This is a genomic window from Variovorax paradoxus B4, from assembly GCF_000463015.1.
In the GTDB taxonomy this organism is placed as follows: Bacteria; Pseudomonadota; Gammaproteobacteria; order Burkholderiales; family Burkholderiaceae_C; genus Variovorax; species Variovorax paradoxus_E.
In genome coordinates this window covers 4,823,619-4,844,711 of sequence record NC_022247.1, presented here as the reverse complement: position 1 = coordinate 4,844,711, position 21,093 = coordinate 4,823,619, and the positions used below count along the sequence as shown (strand labels likewise).

Below are 21,093 nucleotides of genomic sequence, written 5' to 3'. Positions count from 1 at the left end.
TCATGCTCATCCTCCTCATTGCCTACCTGGGCGGGGTGCTCACCATCCTGAGCCCCTGCATCCTGCCGGTGCTGCCTTTCGTGTTCGCGCGCGCCGATCGCCCCTTCCGCTCGCATGGGCTGCCGATGCTGCTGGGCATGGCGCTGGCCTTTGCCGCCGTGGCCACGCTGGCGGCGGTGGGCGGCGGCTGGATCGTCGCGCTCAACGAATACGGGCGCCATGCCGCCATTGCCATGCTCGCGCTGTTCGGCGTGACCTTGCTGTTCCCAAGCGTTGCCGACCGCATCAGCCGGCCGCTGGTGGCGCTGGGCATTCGCATGTCGGAGCCGCGCGGCGATGGCGGCGCGGCACCGGCCCCGGTGTTCTCGCCGTTGTTGCTGGGCGTGGGCACGGGGCTGCTCTGGGCGCCGTGCGCGGGGCCGATCCTCGGCCTGATCCTGACGGGCGCGGCGCTCAATGGCGCAAGCGTCGGAACCTCGCTGTTGCTGCTGGCCTATGCGGCCGGCGCGTGCACCTCGCTCGCGGCCGCGCTGCTGTTCGGCGGCCGGCTGTTCTCCGTCATGAAGCGTTCGCTGCATACCGGCGAATGGGTGCGGCGCGCCGCCGGCGCGGCCGTGCTGGCGGGGGTGGGCGCCATTGCACTGGGGCTGGACACGGGCCTGCTCGCCCGTCTTTCCCTGGGCACCACCTCGGCGCTGGAGCAGGCGCTGGTGGACAGGATCAAGCCGCGCAATGCGCAGCCGGCGCGCGAGCCGCAGGCGGAGCCGGTCGCGCTGCGCGAAGACGCTGGCCTCGTGCGGGTGTCGGAAAGCCGCACGGCGCCGGTGCCCGCGCGCGAACTCAAGGTCGAAGGCCGCTTCCCTTCACTGGCCGGCGCCACCGGATGGCTCAACTCCGCGCCGCTCGCGCCCGAGGCCCTGCGCGGCAAGGTGGTGCTGGTCGACTTCTGGACCTACTCGTGCATCAACTGCCTGCGCACGCTGCCCTACCTTCGTGCATGGGCCGAGAAGTACAAGGACGCGGGGCTGGTGGTCATCGGCGTGCATTCACCGGAGTTCGCGTTCGAGAAGCAGCCGGCCAACGTGCGCAAGGCCGTCAGGGACCTGGGCATCGGCTTTCCGGTGGCGATGGACAACGATTTCGCGATCTGGCGCGGCTTCGACAACCAAGCCTGGCCCGCGTTCTACTTCATCGATGCCGAGGGGCACATTCGCCACCATCAGTTCGGCGAGAACCGCTACGACAAGGCCGAGCAGGTCATCCAGCAGCTGCTGGCCGAGGCGGGGCAGACCCGCATCGCCGCCGGGCTGGTGGCGCCGCTGGGGCAGGGTACCCAGGCCGCGCCCGGCGCCGAGCCGGCGCTGTCCGGCGAAACCTACCTGGGCCACGAGCGCGCGCACGGCTTTGCCTCGCCCGGCGGCATCGCGCGGGACCATGCGAAGGTCTACCAGCCCGCGTCTTCGCCGCTGCGCACCAACCAGTGGGCGCTGGCCGGCGACTGGACGGTGGAGGCCGAGCGCGCCGTGCTGAACAGCGCCAACGGCCGCATCGCCTATCGCTTTCAGGCGCGCGACCTGCACCTGGTGCTGGGACCGGCGGCCAATGGCAAGCCGGTGCGCTTCAGGGTGCTGGTGGACGGAAAGCCGCCGCTTGCGGACCACGGCTCCGACACCGATGCGCAGGGCCACGGCGTGATCGATGCACAGAAGCTGTATCAGTTGGTGCGGCAGGCGGCGAGCGGGAGGGAGCGGCTGTTCGAGATCGAGTTTCTCGACGCCGGCGCGCAGGCCTACGCGTTCACTTTCGGTTGAGCGCTGACGCGGCTCGGGCGGGGCGAGTGGCCGAGCCTGCGTGTCAGGCGGCCCAGGCGCTCAGCGAAAGCCGCCGCAGCATGTCGGTCTGGCGCGATTCCTCGGCATCCCGCAGGCTCTTGGCCGCGCGGGCAGCCACGTAGCTGACGTACAGCGTCTCGATGGCCTTGGCCCAGTCGTGCATCTTCTGGGACACCGCGCTGGTCGAAGTGGCCGAGGAATCCTCGGCCGGACAGGCGGGCACCTCGAAACCGGCTTTGCTGAGGATGGTGGCTTTCTGAAAAATGGTGAGCATGGGGCGGGCCTCCGGGCCTTTGGGTATGGGCATCAGGTTAACGTTGGCGCAAGAGGCGTGCCATCAGCTGCATGACGTATGTGTCTGTCGGTAAATGGCTCTCTCCGCGTGCCGCCGGCCGCTGTTTTCTAGGCCTTAAGCCTTAGGCCGCGACCGATTCGGCGTGCTGCCAGACCAGCGTGGCGGCCGCCAGGTCTTCGAGCGCGCTGCCCACGGCCTTGAAGACGGTGCGCTCCCCGCTGCCCGTGCGGCCCGGGCGTTCGCCCCGGCAGAGTGCGGCCAGCGTGCCTTGCACCGCATCGGCGCGCAGCGTGCCGGCCGCAATGGCGTCGAGCAGCTCGCCCGCCTTCTGCAGTGCCTCGGTGGTGTCGACGAAGGTGCGCGCACCCTCGAAGCAGCGCACGTCGGCCTCGCGCATGGCGGGCGTGAAGCTGCCGATCAGGTCCAGGTGAGAGCCCGGCGCCAGCCATTCACCGTGCACCAGCGGCGCGGTGGCCAGCGTGGCGCAGCTGACGATGTCGGCCTGGCGCACGGCCGCTTCGAGCTCGGTGATGGCCTGCGCGTTGAACCCTTCGGCCCGCCATTGCGCGGCCAGGGCCTGGGCGCCTTCGGGCCGGTGGTTCCACACGAATACCTCGTCGATGGGCCGCACGCTCGCATGCGCGGCGGGCAGCAGCCGCGCGATGCGGCCGGTGCCCAGCACCAGCAGCCGGCGGGCATCGGCGCGCGCCAGGAACGAGGCGCCCAGCGCCGATGCGGCGGCCGTGCGGCACGCGGTGAGCTCGTTGCCGTCCATCAGCGCCAGCGGCACGCCGGTGTGCGCGTCGTACAGCACATAGGTCGCATGCAGGCCGGGCAGGCCGCGCGCGCTGTTGCCCGGAAAGACGTTGATGGTCTTGATGCCCAGAAAGCCCGCATCGCTCCACGCCGGCATGATGAGCACGGTCCCCTTGTCGGCGCCGGCGGTTTCGATGCTGTGCACATGACGCGGCGGCACGTGCGCCTCGGCCGCGAAGGCCGCGCGCAGGGCGGGCACGAGCCGCGCAAAGGCCAGCGGCTCGCGGGTGGTGGCTGGGTCGAAATGCTTCATGGTTGGCGTGGACGCAGCGAGGCGTCGAAGAATTCCACCAGCGCCTGCTGACAGGTGGCGCCGAAGCGCTCGGTCATCGGTTCGAGGTGGCCGGCGCGGGGCACCTCGAGCAGGCGCTTGGGCTCGCGCGCGGCCTCCAGCAGGCGCCGCGAATGGGAATGCGGAATGATCAGGTCGGCCGTGCCGTGGATCAACAGCAGGGGAATGGGTGCGACGGCGGCGACGTATTTCGATGCGGCGTAGTCGTCGCTCACCAGCAGCCCGGCGCCCGGGAGCTTCTCGTTCGCAATCGAGGAATACGAATAGAAGGTCGATTCGATGGCCGCCGCCTTCACGCCGGTCCGGTTGCCCGAGCCCAGCACCGCAATCGCGTTGGCGCCGCCCAGGCTCTGGCCGAAGACGAGGAGGCGCCCGGGGTCGACATCGCCGCGCGAGCGCACGTGGTCGAGCGCGGCGCTGGAATCCTCGAACACCCCCTTGGGCTCCGGCTTGCCGGCCGATTCGCCGTAGCCGCGGTAGTCGAACACGAACACGTTGAAGTCCTGCTTCGGCAGCCAGGCCACGAAGCGCCAGTGCGTGCTCATGTTCTGGGCGTTGCCGTGAAAGTGAACCACCGTGCCTTTGGCTTCCTTCGGGTTCTGCCGGCTCACGGCAGGAATGAACCAGCCGCTGAGGCGCGTGCCGTCGGCGCTGGCGAACTGCACCGCCTCGTAGCGCAGCCCGAGCGCGTCGGGCGTTTCGTAGCGCACGCGGTCGGGGTAATAGAACATCGACTGGACGCAGCCGGTGAGGAAGGCGGGCAGGGCGGCGAACAAGGCCAGCTTCCAGTTCATGGGGAGTGCTTTCCGTGGCGCCCGGCCGCGCGGGGCGTCTTGCGGATCGGCCGCTCAGGCCTGCTGCCGGAATGCAAGGTGGTAGCCGTTGCAGTCCACCACCGCGAACTCGCTGGAGCCGTACGGCATCTGCTGCAGCGGCCACGCGATCGAGGCCTTGTCCTTGACGGCGGTGTAGTAGGCCGCCGCATCCGGCACGGCGAAATAGAAGGTGCCGGAGCAGGTGGGCGGGCTCTGCCAGAGATCCTGCTGGGTGAAGATGAGCTTGCCGCCCTGCTTCTCGACCGTCAGGGTGCCCTCTGCCGAATGCGCAGCCGCGAAGCCGAGGACATCGGCGTAGAAGCGCTGGGTCTGGGCCAGATCGTGGCAGCGCAGGAGCAGTGTCAGCGACATGGGTTTCCTTCCTTGGTTGGATGCGGCCGTCCCGGCGGAGGATAGCTCAGCCCGCGGCGATGCGGCTCCATTCGAGCCCGTGCTTGGCCAGGTACTTGCGCAGCCGGTCGGCATCGTTCACCACGCTGCGTTGCGCGCGGGAGGCCTGGAAGAGCTGCCGCCCCGCATCCGACAGGCTGCGCGAGTCGCGGCACACGCGCACCACCGCTTCGAGCTGCAGCCGGTCGAACAGGTCGAGCGCGGCCGCGCGGTCATCGCCGAGCAGGCTGCCGAGGTCGACGTCGGCGGCGCCTGCGCCTCGCTTCGCCGGGCCTTCGCGGTTCCACAGCCAGCGCAGCCGCGCGATCTCGGCCTCGACCAGCGCCACCGGGATGCGCCCGCCATCCGCCAGCGTGGCCAGCCGCGTCACGCTGGCCGAGAGGTCGCGGAAGTTGCCGCACCACAGTGCCTCGCCGCTCTGCGCGAAGCGCAGGTAGGCCGCGCGCGCCTCGGCGTTGAAGCGCACCACGCGGTGGTTCTCGGCCGCATGGATGGCCAGCAGGTGGTCGATGTTGGGTTCGATGTCCTCGGGCCGCTGCGCCAGGCCGGGCAGGCCGTAGGTCCAGAGGTTGATGCGCGCGAACAGGTCTTCTCGGAAACGCCCCTCCGCCACGTCGCTGCGCAAGTCGCGGTTGGTGCCGGCGATCAGCTGGAAGTCGCTCTCCACCTCCTTGTCGGCGCCGACCGGGAAGAAGCGCTTCTCCTCGATGGCCTTGAGCAGCATGGCCTGCTCGTCGAGCCCGAGTTCGCCGATCTCGTCGAGGAACAGCACGCCCTGGTTCGCCGTGCGCAGCAGTCCGGCCCTGTCGCTCGCCGCGCCGGTGAAGGAACCCTTCCTGTGGCCGAACAAGGTGGAGGCCGCGCCGTCGCCGCGCAGCGTGGCGCAGTTCACTTCGACGAACGGCCCGGCCATCTGGTGCCGCGCCTGCTTCAGCTCGAACATGCGCCGCGCCAGGAACGACTTGCCCGCGCCCGTCGGCCCCACCAGCAGGATCGGCGCGCGCGAACGCACGGCCACGCGCTCGATCTCGTCGATCAGCGCGTTGAAGCGCGCATTGCGCGTGGCGATGCCGCTCTTCAGGAAGGCGACCGCGTCGCGCTGCTCCGCATCGAAGCGCCGCGCGATCACGTCGTAGCGCGACAGGTCGAGGTCGATCAAGGTGTACTTGCCGGCCTCGCCTTCGCGCTGCTTCCTGGGCGGCGAGGTCTGCGCGAGCACGCCCGGCACCACGCGCGATTCCGAGAGCAGGAACATGCAGATCTGCGCCACGTGCGTGCCGGTGGTGATGTGCGTCCAGTACTGCTCGCGCTCGGTGTCGAAGGTATAGGCGCGCGCCCAGTCGTACAGGCGCGTGTAGACCTCGCCGAAATCCCACGGGTCCGCGAGGTCGAGCGGCACGAGGTTGACCGTGGTCTCGGGCGACACGGTCGCGATGTCGGCCTTCACCACCTCGGCCAGCGCCTTGTGCTTGTGCGTGTAGAGCAGCTCCATGCGCGAGACGACCATGTCCTCGTGCTGCGCGAGCGAGACCGTGGGGCGCCACTTGTTCCAGCGGCCCGCGCCGTGGCCGGCGTCGAGCTGGGTACCGAGGAAGCCGATGACGACGACTGGTTTCATGGATAAAAAACTAGCTGAATTTCTATACTGATTGGAATGCTATCAGGGTCGAGGGTGAAGCGATGCGCGAACAAAAGAAAAAACTTCATGAATATCAATGACTTGCATTGCTTCTCAAGAAATTTCGGCGCCGACCGGCATCACCTGGCACGCCGGCTGCAATGGATGAACCGTCCGGATGCAGTTCATCCGCTCGCAGGTGCCGTATGAAAGCGGCCCGGTGCCGCAGGCCAGATCCTGTCTTGGGTCCGCGGTATGCCGCTGTTGAACTGGCTGGCGACTGAACTTGATTCAGTTCTGCTCATGGTTGAGCACCGTGCTAACCACATGGCGTTGCGGGTTCGATTCCCGCGAAAAACCCGGCAGTGCTTGCACTGCCATCTGATGGGGCGAAAGCCCCCCGCCCCGGCACACCGGAGCGTGCGGCGCAGGGCGAAGAGGCCTTGCGGACGCGCGACACCGTGCCAAGCGCACGCGGCTTGCGCATCGCGCGTGCGGCAAGGAACTGCGTGCAGTCATCTGACGGCGAGGGAGGTGACGGCGTTGCACATGCGACGCAGGGCACGGACCGAACCCTGCGACCGCTGCACGAAAGCCTGGCCCACCGCAGTGCCCGCCGCCTGCCCTTTCGAGGGCCTGGATTGAACTAACGAAACGAACAACTGAACCGAACAACGAGTGGGAGAAAAAAATGCTGGGTTTCAATCAATACACCGTCAAGAAGAACGAACGTGCGCTGCTGCTGCGCAATGGCGACTTCGAGCAACTGCTCGGCCCGGGAAAGCACCGGGTGTTCTCGGGCTTCGATGCCCTGAAGCTGGAGCGCTTCTCGCTCGCCGAGCCGGCCTTCGACCACGAGCTGGCCGACTACTTCCTGGCGCGCGAGCCCGAGCTGGTCGAACGCGAGTTCGTGCAGGTGTCGCTGGGCGAAACCCAGGTCGGCCTGCGCCATGAAGACGGTGTGCTGGTGCAGATCCTGCCGCCTGCCACGCGCAAGTTGTACTGGCGCGGCCTGCGCGAGCAGCGCGTGGACGTTGTCGACGTGGCGGCCGATGCGCGCCTGCCGGCTGAATTGCTGGCAAAGCTGCAGAGCGTGGCCCTGCGCCCACGCGCGGTGCAAGGGCTCGACGGCGTGCTGCTGGTGCAGGTGCCCGAGTTCCATGCCGGCGTGCTGACGCTCGAAGGGCAGATGCAGGCGATGCTGCCGCCGGGCAACCACGGCTTCTGGCGTTTCAACCGTCAGGTCGCGGTGACTTGCGTGGACCTGCGTTCGCAGATCGCCGAGGTGAGCGGCCAGGAGATCCTGACCCGCGACAAGGTGGGGCTGCGGCTGAACCTGTCTGCGGTATGGCGCTTCACCGACGTGCGCCAGGCGCTGGCGCAAATGCCCAAGCCGGCCGAACATGTCTATCGTGAACTGCAGTTCGGCCTGCGTGCCGCGGTAGGCGAGCAGACGCTGGACGCACTGTTGGAGAACAAGGCGGCCATCGATCAGACGGTGTTGGCGCAGATGCGCGAGCGGCTGAAGGATTCGGGCGTCGTGCTGGAGAGCGTGGGCGTGAAGGACATCATCCTGCCGGGCGAGATGAAGACCATCCTGGCCCAGGTGGTGGAGGCCGAGAAGTCGGCCCAGGCCAACGTGATCCGCCGCCGCGAGGAAACCGCGGCCACGCGGTCGCTGCTGAACACCGCCAAGGTGATGGAGGGCAACCCCGTCGCGTTGCGGATGAAGGAACTCGAGACGCTGGAACGCGTGGCCGAACGGATCGACAAGATCTCGGTGGTCGGTGGTCTGGACCAGGTGCTCAACGGATTGGTGACGCTGCGGCCGAACGCATCTTGAGGAGCACTGAAGAACGAACGATGGAAGAGAGAAAAAAAATGAAACAGAACTACAAACTGCACGAAGTGGCCAACGGCGTCCCCGTGAAGATGTGGACGAACGGCGTGCCCGTGGAAGACGAGGCGCAGAAGCAGCTCGAGAACGCTGCGCGCCTGCCCATCGTGTTCAAGCACATCGCGGCCATGCCCGACGTGCACTACGGCATCGGCGCCACCGTGGGCTCGGTGATCCCGACCTTCAAGGCCATCATCCCGGCCGCAGTGGGCGTGGACATCGGCTGCGGAATGATGGCCTGCAAGACCACGCTCAACGCACGCGACCTGCCCGACAACCTGGGCCCGCTGCGCGCGGCGATCGAAAAGGCCGTGCCGCACGGGAGCAATCCCAAGCGCATGGGCCGCGACAAGGGATCGTGGGAAACGCCGCCCGATGAAACCGATGCCGCCTGGGCGAAGCTGGTGGATGAGTTCGACCTGATCTGCGAGGACTACCCGCGCATCAGGAACACGAACAACCACAAGCACCTGGGAACGCTGGGTACCGGCAACCACTTCATCGAGGTGTGCCTGGATGAAGCGGGCGCCGTGTGGTTCATGCTGCACTCGGGTTCGCGCGGCGTGGGCAATGCCATCGGTACGCACTTCATCGAACTCGCGAAGAATGACGCCGAACTGCACCAGCGCAACCTGCCTGATCAAGACCTGGCGTACTTCGAGGAAGGCGCCAAGTACTTCGGCGACTACGTGCGCGCGGTAGGCTGGGCCCAGAAGTTCGCGCGCGCCAACCGCGAGGTGATGATGCAGCGCGTGGTCGCGGCCGCGCGCAAGGTGATTGCCAAGCCTTTCGAGGCGCACGTGGAAGCGGTGAACTGCCACCACAACTACGTGAGCCGCGAGACGCACTTCGGCGAAGACGTGCTCGTCACCCGCAAGGGCGCGGTGAGCGCCAAGGCCGGCGAGCTCGGGATCATTCCCGGCAGCATGGGCGCCAAGAGCTACATCGTGCGCGGCAAGGGCAACCCCGAGAGCTTCATGAGCTGCAGTCACGGCGCCGGTCGAAAGATGAGCCGCACCAAGGCGAAGAAGCTCTTCACCATAGCCGACCAGATCGCCGCGACCGAGGGCGTGGAATGCCGCAAGGACGTCGACGTGATCGACGAGATCCCGATGGCCTACAAGGACATCGACGCGGTGATGGAAGCGCAGAAGGACCTGGTGGAGGTGATCTACATGCTCAAGCAGGTGGTGTGCGTGAAGGGATAGGCAAAGGCCGCGGGCGATTGCCCGCGGCCTGGCATTGAGGAAGAAGAAGAGGGGCCATGAAAAGCAACAAGCAACGCCGCGCCGAAATCAAGGCACATCGGCTCGAACGCGCCGCGCGCAGGGTGGCCGAACAACGGCTGTCCGCCGGCGAGCGGCCGGTGGCTGGTGCCGGCCTGGTGGTCGCCGATACGGCGCTGCTGGCCGCGCACAACAATACCTACGGGCTGCTGCCCACGTTCTATGTGGACAAGGCTTTCACTTGCCGCGACTGCGGTGTCGGCGAAGTGTGGACGGCAAAGCAGCAGAAGTGGTGGTACGAGGTGGCGCTGGGAAACATCAACAGCACGGCGGTGCGCTGCCGTGCCTGCCGGCTCGCAAGGCGCGCGCTTCTGCGCTCCGGCGCGGCCGCGGCGCAGGAAGGAGGCCGCGCATGATCGAGCTCGACGGTTCGCAAGGCGAGGGCGGCGGGCAGATCCTGCGCACCAGCCTGGCCCTGTCGGTGGCTACGGGCCAGCCCGTGGCCATCGAGAAGATTCGCGCGGGCCGCGTCAAGCCGGGCCTGATGCGCCAGCACCTGGCGTGCGTGAATGCCGCAGCCCGGATCAGCGGCGCGCAGGTGGAAGGGGCCGAGCTCGGTTCGCAGTCGCTGCGCTTCGTGCCCGGGCCGGTGCGCGCGGGCGACTACCGCTTCGCGATTGCCAGTGCGGGCAGCTGCATGCTGGTCCTGCAGACGGTGCTGCCGCCGCTGCTGCTGGCCGATGCGCCGAGCCATCTGCATCTGAGCGGCGGAACACACAACCCGATGGCGCCACCCTTCCATTTTCTGGAACGCGCCTTTGCGCCGCTGGTGCGCCGCCTGGGCGCGGACCTGCAGCTGGTGCTGCGCCGCTGCGGTTTCTATCCCGCCGGCGGCGGCGAGGTCGAAGCGACCATCGTGCCGGCCGCCGCTGGGCTGCGGCCTTTCGATCTGGCGACCCGCGGCGCGCTCCTGTCGGGCCATGCGGAGTGCCTGGCGCCGGGGCTTGCGCGCCACGTCGCCACGCGCGAGCTGGAAACGCTGGGCAAGGCCATGGGATGGTCCGGCGAGCAGCTGCGCACCGGAACGGCGCGCCAGAACGAGGGGCCCGGCAACGCGCTGCTTGCCACGCTGGCGTACGAGCAGGTCACCGAGGTCTTCACGGCCTTCGGCGAAAAGTCGCTGAGCGCCGAGCAGGTGGCGCACGGGCTGGTGAAGGAGCTGCGCGAATTCCAGAACAGCCAGGCGGCCGTGGGGCCGCACCTTGCCGATCAACTGGCCCTGCTGCAGGGGCTGGCGGCATGGCGAAGCGGCCGCGGCGGCACCTTCACCTGCAGCGAAGTGACCGAGCACACGCGTACCAACTGCGCGGTGATCGAACGCTTCCTGCCGGTGCGCTACGCCATCACGCAAGCGCCCGGTGCGGCCACCGTGAAGGTGGCGCCGGCCTGAAGCGCACCGCGTTTGCCGACGGCTGCTACTCGGAGCAGATCACCGCAAGCGGCTCGGAGCGGCCGCGCACGGCCAGCATTTCGACCTGTCCCCCCGCATGCGCGAAGCCGGCCTGCTGCGCGGCATACACCGAGACCACCAGGCGCGATGCGGCCGTCTTGGAATGGTCCTGAAGCCGGCTCGCGGTGTTGACCACTTCGCCGATCGCGGTGAAGGTGGTCGTGTCGAGGTAGCCCACTTCACCCACCGCCGCGCGTCCGGCGTGCAGGCCCATGCCGAAGTCCAGCGGCTGGCCGAACTGGGCTTCGAAGCCTTCGCTCCACGCATCCATGCGCTGGCCGATGAGTTCGGTCGCGCGCAGCGCCTGCCGGCAGGCAGTGGGCAGGTCGGTGTCGAGCCCGAAGATCGCCATCACGCTGTCGCCGATGAACTGGTTCGGCACGCCGCCGCATTCGCGCACCGCGGCGCCCACGGTGGCGAAGTAGCGGTCGAGCACATAGGCCAGGTCGAAGGGCCATTGCCCTTCCGACAGCCCCGACCAGCGCCGCAGGTCCACGAACAAGATGGCCACGTCGCGCTCGCGGCCGAAGCTGCTGGCCGGCGCCGGCTGCCTTCCGTGGCTTGCCGGCGCGAACAGCGGGATGACCTCAATGTCGCCTCGCGGGCGCAGCTGGCAGGCCAGCCGCACACCGCCCGGTGCGCGCACGCGCTCGAGCGTTCGCTGCTCGTCGCGGTCGGGCGGGTCCGTGTGCTGTGCGGGGCCGAGCACGCGCACGCGGCAGGTCGAGCAGCGTGCCCGGCCGCCGCACACCGAGAGATGGGCGATGCCGTGCGAGCGGCTCGCCTCCAGCACGCTCCAGCCGCGCGGCACGTGCACCGTGCGGCCGGGGTAGCGCAGCGCGATCGACAGCCCGCGCGCGCGGCGCGCGAACCAGTTGCGCGCCCCGTACGCCGCCAGCAGGGCGGCCAGGCCGAGCGCGTAGAAGAGCTTGATGCGGCCTTCCGCCGTGTCGAGCGCACGGCCCTCGGCCGGGGTTGGCAGCGCCGCAGGCGGCACGCCGGTCCACTGGAACTCGCGCCCCATCGAGACGAAACCCATCATCGCCGCGAGCGGCAGCACGACGGCAATGGCCAGCAGCAGATAGGAAAAGCGGCGGTAGGCCGGCCGCGCCCGCAGCGCGAAGTGGATGCCGAGGCAGCCATGGGTCCAGGCCGCAAGCAGCATCGTGAACTGCGCGCCGGCGCCCGGCAGGCTCCACAGGCCCGAGACCACGCGGACGTAGGAACCCTCGATGCCGTAGGCGAGGTAGGCGCCGCGCATGGCGGTCAGGTGGGTGGCCAGCAGCAGCGGCAGCACAAAGCCCAGCAGCACGCGCAGGCCCTCGAGCGGCGGCATGCGCAGCGTGCGGCGCTCCCACAGCGCGGCCACGGCCAGCGCCAGGTGCACGCTGGCCGCACCATACAGCAGCAGCGTGCCCGGCAGGCTGTGCCAGAAGACCTGCACGCCGCGCAGCACCGACTCGGCCGCCGCGAAGGAGGCGATGCCCAGCGAATGGTTCAGCAGGTGCGCCGTGACATAGGCCATCAGCACCAGCCCGCTCGTCCATCGGAGGTTGCGCCGGGTCGGCGATCGCGGCAGCAGGGCGATGGGTGGAGAGCGTCTGTCCATGAAGGGCTTCGAAGGGGGCACCCGAGCATAATGCGCGCGCCCCTACCCACCGGCATGGCCCCAACTTCAAGCACCCCCCGTTCCAGCCTCGCGCTGCGCCGCATCGCGCTTTTCGAAGGCCTTTCAGACCAGCGGCTCGACCTGCTCGCGCAGCAATGCCTGTGGCACAGCGTCGAGGCCGGTAAACCCCTGCTGCTGCGCGCCGAGCAGCAGGGCGAGGTGTTCATGCTGGTTTCGGGCCGGGTCCGCGTGACCACTTATGCGGCCAATGGGCGGCAGGTGACTTTCAGGGATTCGGAAGCCGGCGAGCACTTCGGCGACATTGCCGCCATCGACGGCGGGCCGCGTTCGGCCGACGTGGTCACGCTGCTGCCCAGCGTGCTTGCCAGCCTCGACCGCGCCGCCTTCCTGGGCCTGCTGCGCGAGGAGCCGCTGGTGGCCGAGCGGGTGATGCAGCGGCTGGCGTCATTGGTGCGCCAGCTGTCGGAGCGCGTGATCGACCTGAGCACGCTGGGGGTCCAGAACCGGCTGCATGCCGAGTTGCTGCGCCTCGCGCGAACCGCGGGCGTGGCGTACAACCAGGCGCGGCTGGAGCCGGCGCCCAGGCATGCGGCGCTGGCGAGCCAGATCAGCACCAACCGCGAGCAGGTGACCCGCGAGCTCAACGTGCTGGCGCGCAGCGGCGTGTTGCAGAAAGAGGGCAAGGCCCTGCTGGTGGCCGACGTCGCCCGGCTCGAGGCGATGGTTTCACAGGTACGAGGCGACGCCGGCTGAGCCGGCGGAGGCTCAGTTCCAGCGGCCGCGCAGACCGCCGAGGCTGAAGCGGCCCGCGCCCAGCAGCACCACTGCCAGCGCGCCGAACAGGTACAGGCCTTGCAGCTCGAGCGCCCAGCCGCCCTGCTTGGTCAGGGCGAACAGGTCGGCCATGTGCACCAGGCCAAAGGCTGCGAGCATGTTGATGACGACCACGCCGGCGGCGGCGCGGGTCCAGAAGCCGGCGATCATGAGCAGCGGCGCCACGATCTCGCCCACGTACACCAGGTAGGCCAGCCCGCCCGGCAGGCCGGCCTTCACCAGCATCGCGCTCACGAAGCCCACGCCGGCGGAGATCTTGAAAATGCCGTGCAGCAGCACGAGCACGCCGATCGCCACGCGCAGCAGCAGCTTGCCGGAATCGTCCAGCGTGGCGGGGGAGACGGAGGAAGCCTGCGAAGGTGCGATCGGCGCACGCGCGGAGTTGGCGGCTACGGCCTGGGTGTTCATGGCGGATCCTGAAAAAAATGGGAGGGCCGCCGCGGGGTGCGGCGGTTGTACTTGCAGTGTGCGGAGCCGCCGCCTGCCGGTATGTGCGTTTACGCACAGTTTCCGAAGATGGCCCATGGCCGCGTAAGTGCCGTGCCGCGGCGCCTGCAGGGCCCGCGCCATCCTGCTACGCTCGCACTGCCCGCCAGCCGACTCGGCGGGCTTTTTTCTGCGCCGTTTCCTTCCCCATGGTCTTTCCCCTCATCACCGATCCGCATTTCTATGCGGTTGCCGTTCCCGCCGTGCTGCTGCTGGGCATCAGCAAGAGCGGCTTCGGCGCCGGCTTCGGGTCATTGGCGGTGCCGCTGATGGCGCTGGCGGTCACCGTGCCGCAGGCCGCGGCCATCCTGATGCCGCTGCTGCTGTTGATGGACCTGCTCGGCCTGGCCGCCTTCCGCAATGACTTCGACCGCGCGCTGCTCAAGTTCCTGATTCCCTTCGGGCTGCTCGGCACGGTGATCGGCACGCTGCTTTTCCGCACGCTCTCGGCCCACACCGTGGCGGGCATCGTCGGCGTGTTCACGCTGCTGTTCCTGGCGCAGCGGCTGGTGTTTCCGCCCAAGCCGGACGACCCGCTGCCCTCGCGCGCCGTGGGTGCGGCGCTCACCGCGGTCTCGGGGTTCACGAGCTTCATTGCGCATGCCGGCGGGCCGCCGATCAATGCCTACGTGATTCCGCTGCGGCTCAAGCCGGTGGTGTTTACCGCCACCATGGCGTACTTCTTCTTCGTGGTGAATTTGAGCAAGTGGATCCCCTACGCATGGCTCGGCCTGATCGACCTGCGCACGCTGGCCACTTCGCTGGCGCTGATGCCCCTGGCGCCGCTCGGCGTGTGGGTGGGCATTCGCATTGCCCGGCGCATCGATGCGACGTGGTTCTATCGCTTCGTGTACCTGGGCATGCTGCTGACCGGCCTCAAGCTCGTCTACGACGGATTCTTCGCCTGAGGCCGGGGTCTCAGGTCAGAACTCGACGATCGACTTGAACCCGCCGAAGATCATCCGCTTCCCATCGAAGGGCAAGGTCTTGGGGTCCATCGCGGCAAGGCGCGGGTCGGCCATCACCTTGGCGTTGACCGCGTCGCGGTGCTTGCGCGACTTGTAGATGATCCACGAGAACGCCACGGTTTCGTCGGCCTTCTGTTTCACGCTCTGCGGAAACGAAGTGAGCTTGCCGGGCTTCACGTCGTCGGCCACGCACTCCACGTATTCGAGTGCGCCGTATTCCATCCAGATCTTGCCCGCCTTGCGCGCCAGCTTGCGGTAGGCCTCGATGTTGTTCGAGGGAATGGGAACGATGAAGCCATCGACATAGCGAGCCATTGGAAGTCTCCTTGAAAGAAACGGAAGAAAGGAAAGAAAAAGGGGCCGCCGGCCGGGCGGGCCCTCAGGACGCCGCTGCACGGTTGGCCGTGCCTGCGGATGCCGCGGCCCCCTTGTTGTTGTCTTTGTTGTTCTGGGTGGACCCTGGCGATGCGGTGCGAAGCAGCACGGCCCCGAGCAGCCCCGCCACGGCCGCGAAGACCGCCCCGATGAGGAACGCGAGGTTGTAGCCGCCGGTGAGCGCGAGGGCAAGCGTTGCGCCGGCCGCCTCCATCGACGCGGTGCGCGCAACGGCGGCGCTGGCCAGCACCGCCAGGCCCAGCGCCCCGCCCATCATGAAGGCCGTGTTGACCACGCCCGAGGCCAGACCCGACTCGGTCGGACTCACCTCGCTCATGGCCGCGAGCAGCAGCGGATTCAGCGCCATGCCCGCGCCGAGGCCGAGCAGCAGCATGCCCGGCAGCACGTCGACCACGAAGCTGCCGTTCACCGGCGCTCGCGCGAACAGCGCGAGCCCGATGGCCGCCAGCCAGAGCCCCACGGACAGCGGCCTGCGGATGCCGAAGCGCATCACCAGCCTGGCCGAGATGCCCAGCGAGAACACCGCCATGATCAGGTTGGCCGGCAGGAACGCCAGGCCGATCTGCATCGGCGTGTAGCCCAGCACCAGCTGCATGTAGAGCGCGGAAATGAAGAACCACGCGAACATGGCCGCCGCCCACAGCACGCCCACCACGTTGGAGACCGAAACGCTGCGCAGCCGGAACAGGCCCAGCGGCATCAGCGGATGCTGCACCCGGGCCTCGATGGCGATGAAGAGCACCATCAGCACCACTGCCGCACCCAGCAGGCCGAGCGTCTGCGCCGACTGCCAGCCGGCCTCGTTGCCGTTGACGATGGCATACACCGCGAGCATCAGCGACAGCGTCACCGCCACCGCGCCGGCCACGTCGAGCTTTTCGCCATGGGCATGGCCGCGCGCGGAGGGCAGCAGCGCAATGCACAGCGCATACACCGCCACGCCGATCGGCAGGTTCACCAGGAAGATCCAGTGCCAGCTCAGCGTGCTCGTGAGCAGCCCGCCCAGCAGCACGCCGATGCTGCCGCCGCCCGCGCAGACGAAGCCATAGACGCCCATCGCCTTGGCGCGGTCGGCCGGCTCGGTGAAGATGTTCATGATCAGCGAGAGCGCCACCGCCGAGACCACCGCGCCGCCCAGCCCCTGCACCGCGCGCGCCGCGACCAGCAGGGCCTGAGAGTTGGCGAGGCCGCAGGCCAGCGAGGCCAGCGTGAACAGCACGAGGCCGATCAGGAAAAGCCTGCGGTGGCCGTACAGGTCGCCCAGCCGCCCGCCCAGCAGCAGGAAGCCGCCGAAGGTCAGCATGTAGGCATTCACCACCCAGACCAGCGAGGTCTCGGTGAAGCCGAGGTCGGTGCGGATCGAGGGCAGCGCCACGTTCACGATCGTGGTGTCGAGCACGATCATCAGCACGCCGAGGCACAGCACCATCAATGCGAGCCAGCGCTTTCGGTTGTTGTCGAGTGTGTCGGTCATGAAGAGCGATTCCTGCAAATTGCGAGTGAGGTGGATTCAGACCAGCGGCTTGCCGCCGTTGATGAGCCACGGCGTGCCGAAGCGGTCGGTCACCATGCCGAAGCCCTCGACCCAGAAGGTCTTGTCGAAAGGCATGGAGACGGTGCCACCCTCGGCAAAGGCGTCGAACACGCGGCGCGCTTCGGCGACGGTCTCGAGGGTCAGCGCAACGCCGAAGCCTTTCATGCCTTCGTAGGTCTGGCCGGGCACGGTGTCGGAGGCCATCAGCATGCCGTCGCCGTAGGCCAGGGACGCATGCATGATGCGCCTCTTGGCGTCGGCGGGCATCTGCTCGGTACCGGGCGCTTCGCCGACGGTCATCATCATCTGCATGGTGCCGCCGAGCGTCTTTTCATAAAAGCGCATGGCCTCGGCCGCGTTGCCGTCGAACGTGAGGTAGGCGTGGATGGGAGACATGGTGTTTCCTTTCGGTGGTTACTTTTCGGAGGCCGTCTTGAGGTTGGCAAGGCCGGTTTCGAAGTCCTTGCCGATCATCTGGTCCATGTTGAAGAAGATGCCCATGAGCTTTGCGATGTAGGGGCTCGGGCCGTGCATGGCCCAGGTCACCTGTGTCGCGCCGTCCTCTGGCTGCAGCGTGAACTCGGCCATGTTGCGAGCTTCGAAGGGCTTGATGAAATCGAGCCGGATCGCGATCTTCGAAGCCGGCGTGGACTCGGCGATTTCCATGCGGCCCGCGCCCGCCTTGTCGTTGCCCTCCCACGCGTAGGTCGCGCCCTGGCCGGCCGGTGCGCCGCCGAAAGTGCGCTTCATGGCCGGGTCCAGCTTCTCGTAGGGCGACCACTCGCCCCAGCGGTGGAAGTCGTTGATCAGCGGAAAGATCTTCTCGGCCGGCGCCGCGATGCGCGCCGTGCGCTCGACGCGAAAGCTGCCGGGCCGGACGGCGGCGTAGATGAGCACGATCGCGATCAGCGCGACGACGGCGAGGGCGATTTTCTTGAGCATGAGGGTTCCTGGAGCGGGGGGCGGACCGTCGCGATTGATGATGGATTACTGGCCGGCGTGCACCACCAGCAGCCAGCCCACGCCGAAGCGGTCCGCGAGCATGCCGAAGCTGGAGCTGAAGAAGGTCGGCGTGAGCGGCTGCATCACCTGGCCGCCATCGGCCAGCGCATCGAACCACTGGCGCGCCTGGGCGTCGGTGGCGGCGGTGAGGGCCAGCATGACGCCCTTGAACTCCGGCTGGCCCGAGCACCGGCCGTCGGAGGCCATCAGCTCGGTTTCGCCGATGCGCACCACCGCGTGCATCACCTTGTCGGCCGCCGGCGCGCCGCCGCCGCAGCTGGCGTCGGCATCGGACGAGGGCGGCATTTCGGGCGCCTCGCTGTAGCGCATGAGCTGCACGACTTCGGCGCCGAGCGCCTTCTTGTAGAACGCGAGCGCTTCGTCGCAGCGGCCTTCGAAGGACAGATAGGACTGGACTTTCATGGCGTTTCCTTGGACTGAGGATGAAAGGATGCGCAGAGACCTGCGCGCATACGGAATAACTAAGTTTGTGTACACCGTCCACAAAGAATAGCAGACATAATGGACACTGTCCACATGGAGATTCCTGATGAGCCCCCGCATCGTCCCGCCAGCCCCCAGCCCGCCCGCGGCCCGCAGCACGTACCGCCACGGCGACCTGCGCCGCGCGCTGCTCGATGCGGGCATCGAACTGGCCCGTGATGGCGGCCCTGATGCTGTGGCGCTGCGCGAGGTGACGCGGCGCGCGGGGGTGGTGCCCAATGCGGCGTACCGCCATTTCGCGAGCCGGCGGGAGCTGCTGCTGGCGGTGCGCGCGGCCGCGCTGTCGGCGGCGGCCGGGGCCATGGAAAAAGAGCTGGCGGTGCTGCCCTGCGACCAGCCGCCCGCCGACTTCGCGCGGGCGCAGGTGCGGGCCATCGGTACGGCCTATCTGCGCTTTGCCCAGGCCGAGCCGGGCCTGTTCCGTACCGCCTTCGTGGTGTCGTCGGAAGACGCCGAAGGCGAGGTGGGGCCGGGAAAGGCGGGGGCCAGCGGCAAGGACCCGTTCCAGCTGCTGGGCGCTGCGATCGACCGGCTCGTGGAAGCGGGTGCGCTCGACCCTTCGCACCGCCCGAACGCCGAATACCTGGCCTGGTCGGCCGTGCACGGCCTGGCGCTGCTGATCATCGAAGGACCGCTCAAGGGCATGGATGCGCAGTCGAGCCACGCGCTGGGGCAGCGGCTGATCGACATGGTGGAGCGGGGGCTCTAGCCTGGGCGGCCGAGGCTACAGATAGATCTTCTGCAGCAGCCGGATCAGCGTTTCGCGCTCGCGTACCGTGAGCCGGGCGCTGGCGTCGGCCTCGAGCTGCGTCACGGTCTGCTCGGCCTCGCGAATCAGCTTTTCGCCGGCTTCGGTGAGGTGCAGCCCCACCGCGCGGCCATCGTGCGGATGCGGGCGGCGCTCGATGAGCCCGCGGCTGTCCAGCGTGGCGACCAGGCTCACCAGGTTGGGCGGCAGGATGTCGAGCGTGTTGCAGAGCTGGCGCGAGGTGGCGCCCGGGTTGTGCGCCAGCAGCGACAGCACCGAGAAGTCGATCTGCTTGAGGCCGTACGGCGCCATGCGCTCGGCGAACACGCCGCTCACGATCAGCCAGGCGCGGCGTGCGTTGTAGCCGACCAGGGCTTCCAGCACCCGGGCATCGAGCCGGTCGGGCTTGCCGTTGGCAGCCGTGGCCGGCTCTGCTTTTGCGGGACTGTTTTTGGATGGACGAGGCATGGCGCAAGCGTAACCCGCGACCGGCCTTGCCGGTCGCCTGCTAGCTCGCGGATGCCGGAGTTTTTGCGGCGTCGTGCGACATGGCGATGCCCTCGCAGGCGCGCTTGACGATGCCCAGCCGCATGTCGAATTCGGGCAGCACCCAGCGCCGGAACGCCGCTGCCGGGCCTGTCCTGGCGGCGCGCTCGGCCTCCGATGCCTCGGCCGCGTCGATGCGCGCCCAGGCCCAGGCCATCATCGCGAGCATCACCACGCGCAGGTAGTCGTCGGCCACTTCGTACGGCAGCACGGGGTTGGCGTGCGCGGCCATCGCGATGGTGGTGCCCAGGTAGCGCAGCTGCGCGAGCCGGCGCTGCGCGTCGGCATCGGCCTCGCGCGAGGCGTCGAGCGCGTCGCGCAGTTCGAGCAGCACGGCCGACATCCCGGCGCCGCCGTCGGGCAGCACCTTGCGCACCAGCAGGTCGATGGCCTGGATCTCGTTGGTGCCCTCGTAGATCATGGTCACGCGCGCGTCGCGCACGATCTGCTCGATGCCCCATTCGCGCACGTAGCCGTGGCCGCCGAACACCTGCAGGCATTCGCTCGCGCCATGGAAGGCCTGGTGCGTGCACGCGGCCTTCAGGACGGGCGTGACCAGCGAGCACCAGCGCTGCGCGCGTTCGCGCGCCTTGGGATCGGCGTCGTGCGAGGCCATGTCGAGCATGAGCGCGCTGCGGTAGGCGAGGGTGCGTGTGCCGTCGATCCAGGCGCGCTGCGTGTCGAGAATTCGGCGGATGGCGGGATGCTCGGCGATCAGGTCGGCCGCTTCGCCGCCCCGGCTTGCCGGCACCGCGCCGGGGGCGCGCATCTGGCGGCGCTCTGCCGCATAGGCGTCTGCCTTCTGCCAGGCCGCGTCGAGCAGGCCGATACCTTGCAACGCCACGTGCAGGCGCGCCGAATTCATCATCACGAACATCGCGGCCAGGCCGCGGCCGGGCTCGCCGACCAGCCAGCCGGTGGCGCCGTCGAAGCGCATCGTGCAGGTGGGGCTGCCGTGCAGGCCCATCTTCTCTTCGATACGTTCGCAGTGCACCGCGTTGCGCGCGCCGTCGGGCAGCACCTTCGGCACGAGCGCCAGCGACAGGCCCTTGGGACCGGCGGGCGCATCGGGCATCCGGCACAGCACCAGGTGCACGATGTTCGGCGTCAGGTCGTGTTCGCCGCCGGAAATGAAGATCTTGCCGCCGTTCACCCGCAGGCTGCCATCGGCCTGCGGCACGGCGCGCGTGCGCACCTGGCCCAGGTCGCTGCCCGCGTGGGCTTCGGTCAGGCACATGGTGGCAAGCCATTCGCCGGTCGCGATCTTCGAGAGGTAGCGTGCCTTCAGTTCGTCGCTGCCGTGGTGCTTGAGGCAGGCATAGGCGCCGTGCAGCAGGCCGGGCGCCATCGTGAGGCCGTGGTTCGCCGCGCTCAGCCATTCGTAGAGGATGGCTTCGAGCACGGCCGGCAGCCCTTGGCCGCCGTCTTCAGTCGCGGCCGACAAGCCGGGCCAGCCGCCATCGACGAAGGCCTGGTAAGCCTCGCGGAACCCGGGTGGCGTGACGACCTCGCCGTCGGCGAAGCGGCAGCCGATCTCGTCGCCGTCGCGGTTCGACGGCGCCACCGCCTCGGCCACGAAGCGCGCCGCCTCCTCGAGCACCTGGCTCTGCAGCGCCTCGTCGACTTCTGCGAAGGGCGCCAGCGCGCGCAGCCTCGGCGGCGCATCGAGCACTGCGTTCAGGATGAAACGGCTGTCTTCGGGGCGGGGCCGGTAGTTCATTGGTGGTGCGTGC

General features: G+C 68.5%; 23 protein-coding genes. 9 read left to right on the top strand and 14 right to left on the bottom strand.

The window, feature by feature from the left end; genetic code table 11:
- Window positions 1-2 precede the first annotated feature (2 nt).
- On the top strand, window positions 3-1,811 hold the full coding sequence (locus VAPA_RS22685) for a cytochrome c biogenesis protein DipZ (protein WP_021009108.1): 1,809 nt from the start codon (window positions 3-5) through the stop codon (window positions 1,809-1,811).
- A gap of 43 nt (window positions 1,812-1,854) precedes the next feature.
- Here the strand turns inward: VAPA_RS22685 and VAPA_RS22680 are convergent, their stop codons facing one another.
- The 5 genes from VAPA_RS22680 to rtcR all read right to left on the bottom strand — a co-directional run bounded on the left by VAPA_RS22680 (window position 1,855) and on the right by rtcR (window position 6,079).
- A complete protein-coding gene (locus tag VAPA_RS22680) occupies window positions 1,855-2,106 on the bottom strand; it encodes a hypothetical protein (protein ID WP_021009107.1) in 252 nt (83 codons plus the stop codon).
- Between the two features lie 142 nt (window positions 2,107-2,248).
- On the bottom strand, window positions 2,249-3,196 hold the full coding sequence (gene lhpI, locus VAPA_RS22675; RefSeq protein WP_021009106.1) for a bifunctional Delta(1)-pyrroline-2-carboxylate/Delta(1)-piperideine-2-carboxylate reductase: 948 nt from the start codon (window positions 3,194-3,196) through the stop codon (window positions 2,249-2,251).
- The gene (locus VAPA_RS22670; protein ID WP_021009105.1) at window positions 3,193-4,029 is read right to left on the bottom strand and encodes an alpha/beta hydrolase; all 837 of its coding nucleotides are present in this window, start codon (window positions 4,027-4,029) and stop codon (window positions 3,193-3,195) included. The genes lhpI and VAPA_RS22670 overlap by 4 nt, the downstream gene beginning before the upstream one ends.
- Before the next feature lie 54 nt (window positions 4,030-4,083).
- Window positions 4,084-4,422: a VOC family protein gene (locus VAPA_RS22665; RefSeq protein ID WP_021009104.1), complete on the bottom strand. Its 339-nt coding sequence runs from the start codon at window positions 4,420-4,422 to the stop codon at window positions 4,084-4,086.
- Window positions 4,423-4,468: 46 nt separating this feature from the next.
- The gene (gene rtcR / locus VAPA_RS22660) at window positions 4,469-6,079 is read right to left on the bottom strand and encodes an RNA repair transcriptional activator RtcR (protein ID WP_021009103.1); all 1,611 of its coding nucleotides are present in this window, start codon (window positions 6,077-6,079) and stop codon (window positions 4,469-4,471) included.
- An 87-nt stretch (window positions 6,080-6,166) separates the two neighbouring features.
- Here rtcR and VAPA_RS35440 point away from each other — a divergent pair, with 87 nt between their 5' ends.
- The 5 genes from VAPA_RS35440 to rtcA all read left to right on the top strand — a co-directional run bounded on the left by VAPA_RS35440 (window position 6,167) and on the right by rtcA (window position 10,652).
- Window positions 6,167-6,289 carry a hypothetical protein gene (locus VAPA_RS35440; protein ID WP_268977779.1) on the top strand — a complete coding sequence of 41 codons (123 nt, stop codon included), beginning with the start codon at window positions 6,167-6,169 and terminating at the stop codon, window positions 6,287-6,289.
- 481 nt (window positions 6,290-6,770) lie between these two features.
- Window positions 6,771-7,922: a slipin family protein gene (locus tag VAPA_RS22655; protein ID WP_021009102.1), complete on the top strand. Its 1,152-nt coding sequence runs from the start codon at window positions 6,771-6,773 to the stop codon at window positions 7,920-7,922.
- Between the two features lie 38 nt (window positions 7,923-7,960).
- Entirely contained in the window at window positions 7,961-9,184 is a 1,224-nt protein-coding gene (locus VAPA_RS22650) for an RtcB family protein (RefSeq protein WP_021009101.1), read from the top strand.
- Window positions 9,185-9,240: 56 nt separating this feature from the next.
- Window positions 9,241-9,618, top strand: coding sequence for a zinc-ribbon domain containing protein (locus VAPA_RS22645; RefSeq protein WP_021009100.1), 378 nt, complete (start codon window positions 9,241-9,243; stop codon window positions 9,616-9,618).
- Complete coding sequence (gene rtcA / locus VAPA_RS22640; RefSeq protein WP_021009099.1) at window positions 9,615-10,652, top strand: RNA 3'-terminal phosphate cyclase; 1,038 nt, start codon at window positions 9,615-9,617, stop codon at window positions 10,650-10,652. Before VAPA_RS22645 ends, rtcA begins: the two co-directional genes overlap by 4 nt.
- A gap of 25 nt (window positions 10,653-10,677) precedes the next feature.
- Here the strand turns inward: rtcA and VAPA_RS22635 are convergent, their stop codons facing one another.
- Window positions 10,678-12,321 carry an adenylate/guanylate cyclase domain-containing protein gene (locus tag VAPA_RS22635; RefSeq protein ID WP_021009098.1) on the bottom strand — a complete coding sequence of 548 codons (1,644 nt, stop codon included), beginning with the start codon at window positions 12,319-12,321 and terminating at the stop codon, window positions 10,678-10,680.
- 30 nt (window positions 12,322-12,351) lie between these two features.
- On the opposite strand from VAPA_RS22635, the gene VAPA_RS22630 reads away from it, so the two are divergent.
- The gene (locus VAPA_RS22630; RefSeq protein WP_021009097.1) at window positions 12,352-13,095 is read left to right on the top strand and encodes a Crp/Fnr family transcriptional regulator; all 744 of its coding nucleotides are present in this window, start codon (window positions 12,352-12,354) and stop codon (window positions 13,093-13,095) included.
- Between the two features lie 12 nt (window positions 13,096-13,107).
- Here the strand turns inward: VAPA_RS22630 and VAPA_RS22625 are convergent, their stop codons facing one another.
- Entirely contained in the window at window positions 13,108-13,584 is a 477-nt protein-coding gene (locus tag VAPA_RS22625; RefSeq protein WP_021009096.1) for a DoxX family protein, read from the bottom strand.
- A 227-nt stretch (window positions 13,585-13,811) separates the two neighbouring features.
- Between VAPA_RS22625 and VAPA_RS22620 the strand changes: the two genes are divergently transcribed.
- Window positions 13,812-14,570 carry a sulfite exporter TauE/SafE family protein gene (locus tag VAPA_RS22620; protein WP_021009095.1) on the top strand — a complete coding sequence of 253 codons (759 nt, stop codon included), beginning with the start codon at window positions 13,812-13,814 and terminating at the stop codon, window positions 14,568-14,570.
- 15 nt (window positions 14,571-14,585) lie between these two features.
- Here the strand turns inward: VAPA_RS22620 and VAPA_RS22615 are convergent, their stop codons facing one another.
- The 5 genes from VAPA_RS22615 to VAPA_RS22595 all read right to left on the bottom strand — a co-directional run bounded on the left by VAPA_RS22615 (window position 14,586) and on the right by VAPA_RS22595 (window position 17,985).
- Window positions 14,586-14,945, bottom strand: coding sequence for a DUF1428 domain-containing protein (locus VAPA_RS22615; RefSeq protein ID WP_021009094.1), 360 nt, complete (start codon window positions 14,943-14,945; stop codon window positions 14,586-14,588).
- A 64-nt stretch (window positions 14,946-15,009) separates the two neighbouring features.
- On the bottom strand, window positions 15,010-16,500 hold the full coding sequence (locus VAPA_RS22610) for a DHA2 family efflux MFS transporter permease subunit (RefSeq protein ID WP_021009093.1): 1,491 nt from the start codon (window positions 16,498-16,500) through the stop codon (window positions 15,010-15,012).
- A gap of 36 nt (window positions 16,501-16,536) precedes the next feature.
- Window positions 16,537-16,956 carry a VOC family protein gene (locus tag VAPA_RS22605; RefSeq protein ID WP_021009092.1) on the bottom strand — a complete coding sequence of 140 codons (420 nt, stop codon included), beginning with the start codon at window positions 16,954-16,956 and terminating at the stop codon, window positions 16,537-16,539.
- An 18-nt stretch (window positions 16,957-16,974) separates the two neighbouring features.
- Window positions 16,975-17,502 (bottom strand): SRPBCC family protein, encoded by a 528-nt coding sequence (locus VAPA_RS22600; protein ID WP_021009091.1) that lies wholly within the window; start codon window positions 17,500-17,502, stop codon window positions 16,975-16,977.
- Between the two features lie 45 nt (window positions 17,503-17,547).
- Window positions 17,548-17,985 carry a VOC family protein gene (locus tag VAPA_RS22595; protein ID WP_021009090.1) on the bottom strand — a complete coding sequence of 146 codons (438 nt, stop codon included), beginning with the start codon at window positions 17,983-17,985 and terminating at the stop codon, window positions 17,548-17,550.
- A 127-nt stretch (window positions 17,986-18,112) separates the two neighbouring features.
- On the opposite strand from VAPA_RS22595, the gene VAPA_RS22590 reads away from it, so the two are divergent.
- Window positions 18,113-18,775: a TetR/AcrR family transcriptional regulator gene (locus VAPA_RS22590; protein WP_021009089.1), complete on the top strand. Its 663-nt coding sequence runs from the start codon at window positions 18,113-18,115 to the stop codon at window positions 18,773-18,775.
- Window positions 18,776-18,790: 15 nt separating this feature from the next.
- Here the strand turns inward: VAPA_RS22590 and VAPA_RS22585 are convergent, their stop codons facing one another.
- On the bottom strand, window positions 18,791-19,282 hold the full coding sequence (locus tag VAPA_RS22585; RefSeq protein ID WP_021009088.1) for a MarR family winged helix-turn-helix transcriptional regulator: 492 nt from the start codon (window positions 19,280-19,282) through the stop codon (window positions 18,791-18,793).
- Window positions 19,283-19,322: 40 nt separating this feature from the next.
- Window positions 19,323-21,080 (bottom strand): acyl-CoA dehydrogenase family protein, encoded by a 1,758-nt coding sequence (locus VAPA_RS22580; RefSeq protein ID WP_021009087.1) that lies wholly within the window; start codon window positions 21,078-21,080, stop codon window positions 19,323-19,325.
- Window positions 21,081-21,093 lie beyond the last annotated feature (13 nt).